At 38.7% G+C, this 6709-nt stretch carries 5 protein-coding genes and 1 tRNA gene; 2 read left to right on the top strand and 4 right to left on the bottom strand.

Features of this window, described 5'->3' with window-relative positions; genetic code table 11:
- Positions 1–337 precede the first annotated feature (337 nt).
- On the bottom strand, positions 338–2134 hold the full coding sequence (locus H541_RS0107080) for an ABC transporter ATP-binding protein (protein WP_022796628.1): 1797 nt from the start codon (positions 2132–2134) through the stop codon (positions 338–340).
- On the bottom strand, positions 2131–3861 hold the full coding sequence (locus H541_RS0107075) for an ABC transporter ATP-binding protein (RefSeq protein WP_022796627.1): 1731 nt from the start codon (positions 3859–3861) through the stop codon (positions 2131–2133). Before H541_RS0107075 ends, H541_RS0107080 begins: the two co-directional genes overlap by 4 nt.
- Positions 3862–4484: 623 nt before the next feature.
- Between H541_RS0107075 and H541_RS0107070 the strand changes: the two genes are divergently transcribed.
- Positions 4485–4697 carry a helix-turn-helix transcriptional regulator gene (locus H541_RS0107070; RefSeq protein ID WP_022796626.1) on the top strand — a complete coding sequence of 71 codons (213 nt, stop codon included), beginning with the start codon at positions 4485–4487 and terminating at the stop codon, positions 4695–4697.
- A complete protein-coding gene (locus H541_RS0107065; RefSeq protein ID WP_022796625.1) occupies positions 4687–5109 on the top strand; it encodes a hypothetical protein in 423 nt (140 codons plus the stop codon). Before H541_RS0107070 ends, H541_RS0107065 begins: the two co-directional genes overlap by 11 nt.
- Before the next feature lie 112 nt (positions 5110–5221).
- Here H541_RS0107065 and H541_RS0107060 read toward each other — a convergent pair whose 3' ends face one another.
- Together H541_RS0107060 and H541_RS0107055 are read right to left on the bottom strand one after the other, a co-directional pair.
- Positions 5222–6307 carry a calcium/sodium antiporter gene (locus H541_RS0107060; protein WP_022796624.1) on the bottom strand — a complete coding sequence of 362 codons (1086 nt, stop codon included), beginning with the start codon at positions 6305–6307 and terminating at the stop codon, positions 5222–5224.
- A gap of 217 nt (positions 6308–6524) precedes the next feature.
- A tRNA-Pro gene (locus H541_RS0107055) sits at positions 6525–6598 on the bottom strand.
- Positions 6599–6709: the final 111 nt, after the last annotated feature.

Genomic DNA, 6709 nt, shown 5'->3' with positions numbered 1-6709 from the left:
AACAGAATTAGATGACGTGATTGCTAAAGCAGACGTGTACTTTGAAAAAGAATTCACGCCTGTACTTGGTGTCCATGGTGGCCCAAATGCTATCGGAGCATCAGTATTCTTTACTGATTGATACGCTTATTCTAATAGTTGGAGTCACTTGAGTTGTTCGTGTTTCTTATATTTCTCGTGCTATCACTTTAAAATAAAATGAGACTACAAGCTAACATGAGATTACAAGCTAACATGAGATTACAAGCTAACATGAGATTACAAGCTAACATGAGATTACAGCTGTAAAAACGGAAAGAGGGAGAAAATCTTCAACGATTTTCTCCCTCTTTGCTATTTAGTAGGACATGTGTATTTCAGCTGGTGTTTCTTCTTCAAATTGACTTTGATACAGGTCGGCATAGAAGCCATTTGCTGCTAATAGACTATCATGCGTACCGTGTTCGATGATATTACCATCTTGCATCACTAAAATCAGATCTGCATTTTTGATAGTACTCAATCTGTGAGCAATCACAAAACTTGTGCGCCCTTCCATCACTTTATCCATTGCTTCTTGGATCAATTTTTCAAGTCGTGTATCAACCGAACTGGTAGCTTCGTCCAATATAAGAATATCTGGATTTGAAATGATCGCACGTGCTATCGTCATCAATTGTTTTTGCCCCAGTGAGATGTTGTTAGCTTCTTCATTGATTTCCATCGAATAGCCACCAGGTAAGGTTCTGATAAACCGGTCAACGTTGGCGATTTGGGCTGCTTCTATCACTTCATAGTCAGTGGCATCTAAATCACCAAAGCGGATATTCTCCATGATAGTCGTCGAATATAACCATGCATCCTGAAGGACCATCCCAAAATGACGTCTCAAATCCAGGCGGCTAATTGTTTTCGTATCGACACCATCAATCTTGATGCTACCTCCATCGACATCATAAAAACGCATCAGAAGGTTGATCAGAGTTGTTTTCCCTGCACCCGTTGGACCAACGACTGCAACGGTCTCACCTGGTTTCACGTTAAACGAAACATCTTTCATCAGTGGTTGATCTTTCTTGTAACCAAAACGAACGTGTTCGAAAGAAACGTGGCCTTTGACTTTACCAGGTAAGTGGCCTGTCACTTTATCTTGATGATCGTTTTCTTCATCTAAGAAGTCGAAGACACGAGTAACTGCCGCTGCTGCACTTTGAATCATCCCACTTAATTGTGAAATCACAGTGATAGGTTGGTTGATTTGCCAAATATATTGAACAAAAGCTTGTAGATTACCAACCGTTAGCGAGCCATTGATAACACTGATCCCACCTAATATGGAGACTAGGATATAGGCTAAGTGAGTTACCGCTCCAAGGCACGGCATGATTAGGCTTGAAATGAAATTAGCCTTAAAGCCATACTCACACAACCGTTCATTTCTCTTTTTAAATCCCTCAACCGATTCCTCTTGTTTGTTATAGACTTTGATCTCAGTAAAGCCAGAGAGTTGTTCTTGGGTATAACCAAATAAATCCCCCAGTGAATCGGCTTGATTTTTAAATGTCGGTTGCGAATATTTAATAATATAACGAGCAATATAGTAAGAAATTGGCACAATAGCAGTGACCACTAAAGCAAGTTTCCAGTCTAACAGTAGCATTGCAATGACGGCAAATAAGATGCTCAATCCACCAATAAAGAACTGCATGAGTGATTGTTGCAAGGCGTTCGTGATCGTGTTGACATCATTTGTCATTCTACTCAACAAATCACCTGCTTGGTGGCTATCAAAATAAGAAACAGGAATCTGGTTTGTTTTTTTAGAGATATCATTTCTGAGGTCGTACATAGCTTTTTGAACCACGTTAGTCAATAACCATTGGCTCACATATTGTGAGACATGGTATAACATCCCTCTAAAGAAATAAACGACTGCTATGATTAATATGTAGTGATAGTTGATTGCAGCTCCAGGTTCTTGACGAGCGATTGCCATGACATTTGCTGCAAGTTCAGTGAAGGCTAGACCAATGATAAAAGGTTCTAAGACCGACGCGACTGTCATGACGATTGTCGCAAAGATAGCACCGATAAATTGCCCTTTGTAACGTTTTAGGTAAGTCCACAACCGGACGAATGCTGTCATATTTTTCATCGATTGAGTTCCTCCTGACTAAGTTGAGACGAGGCGATTTCATAATAAATTGGTGAGGTCTTCAGCAATTCTGCATGCGTTCCTTTTGCAGCTATCTCTCCTTCATCTAACACGATGATCAAGTCTGAATGCATGATCGATGCAACCCGCTGCCCCACAATAATGGTCGTCGCTGTTCTAGTTTCTTCTCGTAGTGCTTTTCTTAAAATAGCATCCGTTTTGAAATCGAGTGCTGAGAAACTATCGTCAAAAATATAAATATCTGGCTTCCCAATAATAGAACGAGCAATCGATAACCGTTGCTTTTGACCACCGGATAAGTTGCTACCGCCTTCTGCCAACGATGTATCATACTTGGTTGTTAAGCGTTCAATAAAGGACCGTGCTTGAGCAATATCTGACGCTTCTTCAAGTTCGTGTTGTGTTGCATTATACTTCCCAAACCGTAAATTTTCAGAGATTTTACCTGAGAATAACAAAGCTTTTTGCGGTGTAAACCCGATCTTTCGACGTAAGGTTTTTAACGAGTAGTCACGGACATCAACATTATCTACCAACACTTGTCCTTTGGTCACATCATAGAACCTTGGAATCAATTTGACGATTGTCGATTTCCCTGACCCTGTTGAACCAATAAATGCAACTGTTTGACCAGGCTTAGATTTAAAGCTAATGTTTCTTAACACAGGTTCATCCGCATCAGGATAAGCAAAGTCCACATTTTTGAATTCTAAATAACCATGCGTTTCTGTTTTGGTCACTGGATTTTCGGGTACCTTGACTGAAATTGGAGCCCCCATAACCTCTTTCAATCTTCTCGAACTTACAGCTGCTCTTGGATACATCATAAAAATATTAGCAAATAGCATGAGAGAAAATAGCGCGTGAAAAGCATATTCAATAAAGGCGACCAAATTACCAACATCAAGTGACCCTGCACCGATAAAACCAGCCCCGAGCCACAGAATCGCAATAATCACGACATTAATGATGAAAGAAAACGCAGACGGTGTCACTGCCATCCAACGGAACAAAGTAATCGATACTTTTTCATAACGCTTGTTGACATCTTCAAAACGTTTCTCTTGGAATTTTTCCCGTCTAAAAGCGCGGATGACCCGAAGCCCTGTGATATTTTCCCGTTGAATCCTATTGATTGTATCTAGGTCCGTTTGTTGTTCCTCTGATAACGGACGAGTCACTTTAGAAATCCATAGGACCATGAATAACGTTATAGGAGCAATCGGCGAGATAGCAATCCCTAACTCAGGAGACGTCTTGATGATCATCGTTACTGCAAAAACGATCATCAACGGCGCTGCTAACCCTTGCCGAAAAAGTAAATCAATAAACTGCAACAACATAAACGCATCAGTCGTTATCCGCGTCCCAAGAGACGGAACCCCGAACTCCTGAAATTCATGATGCGAAAGCTGCTGCATTTTTGTATAAGTATCATTTCGAATCTCCATCGTCACTAAATTGGACATCTTTGCCACTGACCAAGACTTCAGGACACGACCAAAAGCACCTACAATAGCAATCCCCGCCATAAAAATGCCATACCGATATAAAGCACTCGTGTCTTGCGGAATAATAGCTTTATTGATCATTTGTGCTAATAAAGTCGGCAAGCCTAACGTTACAAAAACAAACGCCAACTGCCCTACCAAAGCCCCAACCATATAACTAGGATAAGCTTTGATGTACTGCCATAAAAATTTCATTCCCTATTTCCTCCCCTTACTATTTTTTGCCAAAAAAAGAGAGTTACCATAATTGGTAAATCTGATCATCATTCAAGAAACTTTTAAAATTAGTGCAACTACACTTGCCACGAACAGTCCTTAACTATAATGAATCAACTTACTGTTCTTAGTGATTGGTTGTTAGTAATTCATTTTTAGTAATTCATTCCCGATAAGTAGTTATTAGGTATGAATTACTAGGTACTAGGCACTAGTCCTTAGTTACTAGCTACTAGGAACTAGTTATTGAAGCACTAGTTCTTATTTTCAGAAAAGCATTTATTATATTTTGTATATAGTGTCATATAATAAAAACGACTTTAAACTGACGAGTTGACCTCCGTCACTTTAAAACCGTCTCTGTGGGACTACTAACTTCCCTCAAAATGCTACTCTATCATAAATATACTCATTATGTAAGGGGTTGAAGCTATTTCATAGCAAAGGCTCATTTTTGAAGATTTTCCCTGTTGTTTATAAAAACTGCTTTATGAATTTATGGAAAGTTAGCTTGACATCCTAAAACAAGATGTTTATGATTTGTATGTAAAGTTAACTTTCCATACAAACTGTTTAGCTAATGAAAAGAGGTGCAGACAATTGTGAAAAATACTTTAGGCCAGTTGCGTAAAGATCGCGGACTTAGCCAAGAAGAGCTTGCAGATATACTAGAAGTTTCTCGTCAAACCATTGGATCATTAGAGAACGGCAGATATAACCCATCCATCCTTCTTGCGTTCAAAATTGCCCACTATTTCGATGTATTGATTGAAGACATTTTTATTTATGAAGGAGAGAATATTGATGCAAAGTAAACGTTTTTTAGTTGAAATCAGCAAATTATTACTGACAGTTTTGATAACCGCTCTATTCTTCACGTTAGGATTCTCCATCTTTCGTGAAGAGACCTACGCTTCTGCGCTCATTGGAGTTTCAGGTGGTATGCTTGGCGTTTCCCTTCTTCAAGCCACGAAAGTATTTTCCTATATGAAGGCTCCACAAAAAATGAAACGCGATAACATCAACCATAAAGATGAAAGAAACCTACAAATCTTAGCACACTCCAAAGCATCAAGCTTTGATCTGGAAACGTTCATTTTGCTGGGATTAACTGCCTATACGATCTACACTGACAATGTCGGTTACGTTTTGATTATTGGTGTATTATGGTTCAGTAGAATTATTTCTTTGCTTTATTTTGTCTACAAAAACAATAAAACACTGTAGTCTGTGCTAGCAAACACTAGTAATAAGGTTACAGAACTTTATCATGTTTTATGGGATTTTCCTGAGTATATTGGGAATTATTGCGACTTATTCAGTCCTATTGCTAATCTTCCTAATTAAACACTGTCGTCAGCAAGAATAGCACGTAGACGACTAAAAGGAGCAATCCTTCTTTTTTAGTGATTTCTTCCCTTTTTGTATTGAACACCAGATACAATATGAACAGTAAGATTACTATAGCAATTGGGATTTGAAATCTAAAAAATATGCTTGAGACTGCAATACCCGATGACGTCATTGCTGCTGGAACTCCTAACACTAACAAAATATTCATGATATTAGCACCAATAATATTTCCAAAAGCTAAACCACCATAGCCCTTACGAGCCGAAGAATACGAGGTACTCAATTCTGGTAAACTTGTCCCAAGAGCTACGATAGTTGAAGCAATAATAGCTTCTGGGACATTGAGTCGCACTGCCACTTCTTGGACACTGGAAACTAATAAGGACGCACTAACAGCTACAACAATAGCTGAAACAAGAATAATGGCTATTGTCTTTACTAAGTAAGCAGGCTCAACTTTTTCAGTTGCTTTAGCTGGTTTCACTTCTTGTATCTCAGAAGTGTGACTCTCGATAGTTTGATTCTCAAAAGCGTGATTTTCAATAGTTTGATTTTCAACATCTGAAGCTTTAGAGGTTGTGCTAGACCTACCACCTTTCTTTTTCTTGAAAGATAGGATCAAGTAAATTGGCAAAGTGATAACCGTTAATATTCCCCATAGACGGTTTAAGTGGCCATCTCCAAAAGGTTGGCTCATATTAAAAGCAAATAAATACATTACTGCGATGAGGGCAATCAAAAACATCAACCTCTTCGCAGTCTTTATTTTGACTGGAATCGATCCAGCTAAAGTAGCAACCCCTAAAATAAGCGTGCAATTGGTAATGATCGACCCAATTGCATTCCCTATCGCAATATCCGAACTACCATTAAAGATGGAGAGAATTGCCGTTGACAATTCTGGTAAACTCGTCCCTAAAGACACGATAGTCGCTCCAATAATGACATCAGAAATACCTATTTTTTTAGATAAATCTACCGCATTATCCACCAAAAAATCTGTCGACTTAGATAAGCCTGCTAGTGAGATAATAAAAATCAGTATAATAATATAAATCGATAAATTTTCCATAAATGCCCCATATTTCCTTCATAAAAAAAGAACCAAAGCAATCGAAAAACATCCTCCCGCCCTGGAGAATAGTTCCTTGAAAGCCTTGGCCCAACCTAGTCTATATTAACTTGTTGACTCAATTATAGCATGTAGTTACTGTAAATTCCATCCTTTATTTCACTCAACTCATATCCGTTCATCTATCCGTTCAGCGGCGATATATCAACATATTCTATACGGAATACGGGATTTGAACCCATGACCTCTTGCTCCCGAAGCAAGCGCGCTACCAAGCTGCGCTAATTCCGTCAATTAGGAAACAAATCGATAATAGTACGCAATAAGTATGATGTCAACTTTTCTTAAAGGATGACATCATACTCTTATCTCTATCGGCTTTAAAGTTGTTTCAGCACACTT

This window comes from Bavariicoccus seileri WCC 4188, from assembly GCF_000421665.1.
Taxonomy (GTDB): domain Bacteria; phylum Bacillota; class Bacilli; order Lactobacillales; family Aerococcaceae; genus Bavariicoccus; species Bavariicoccus seileri.
This window is presented reverse-complemented; position numbering and strand designations above follow the sequence as displayed.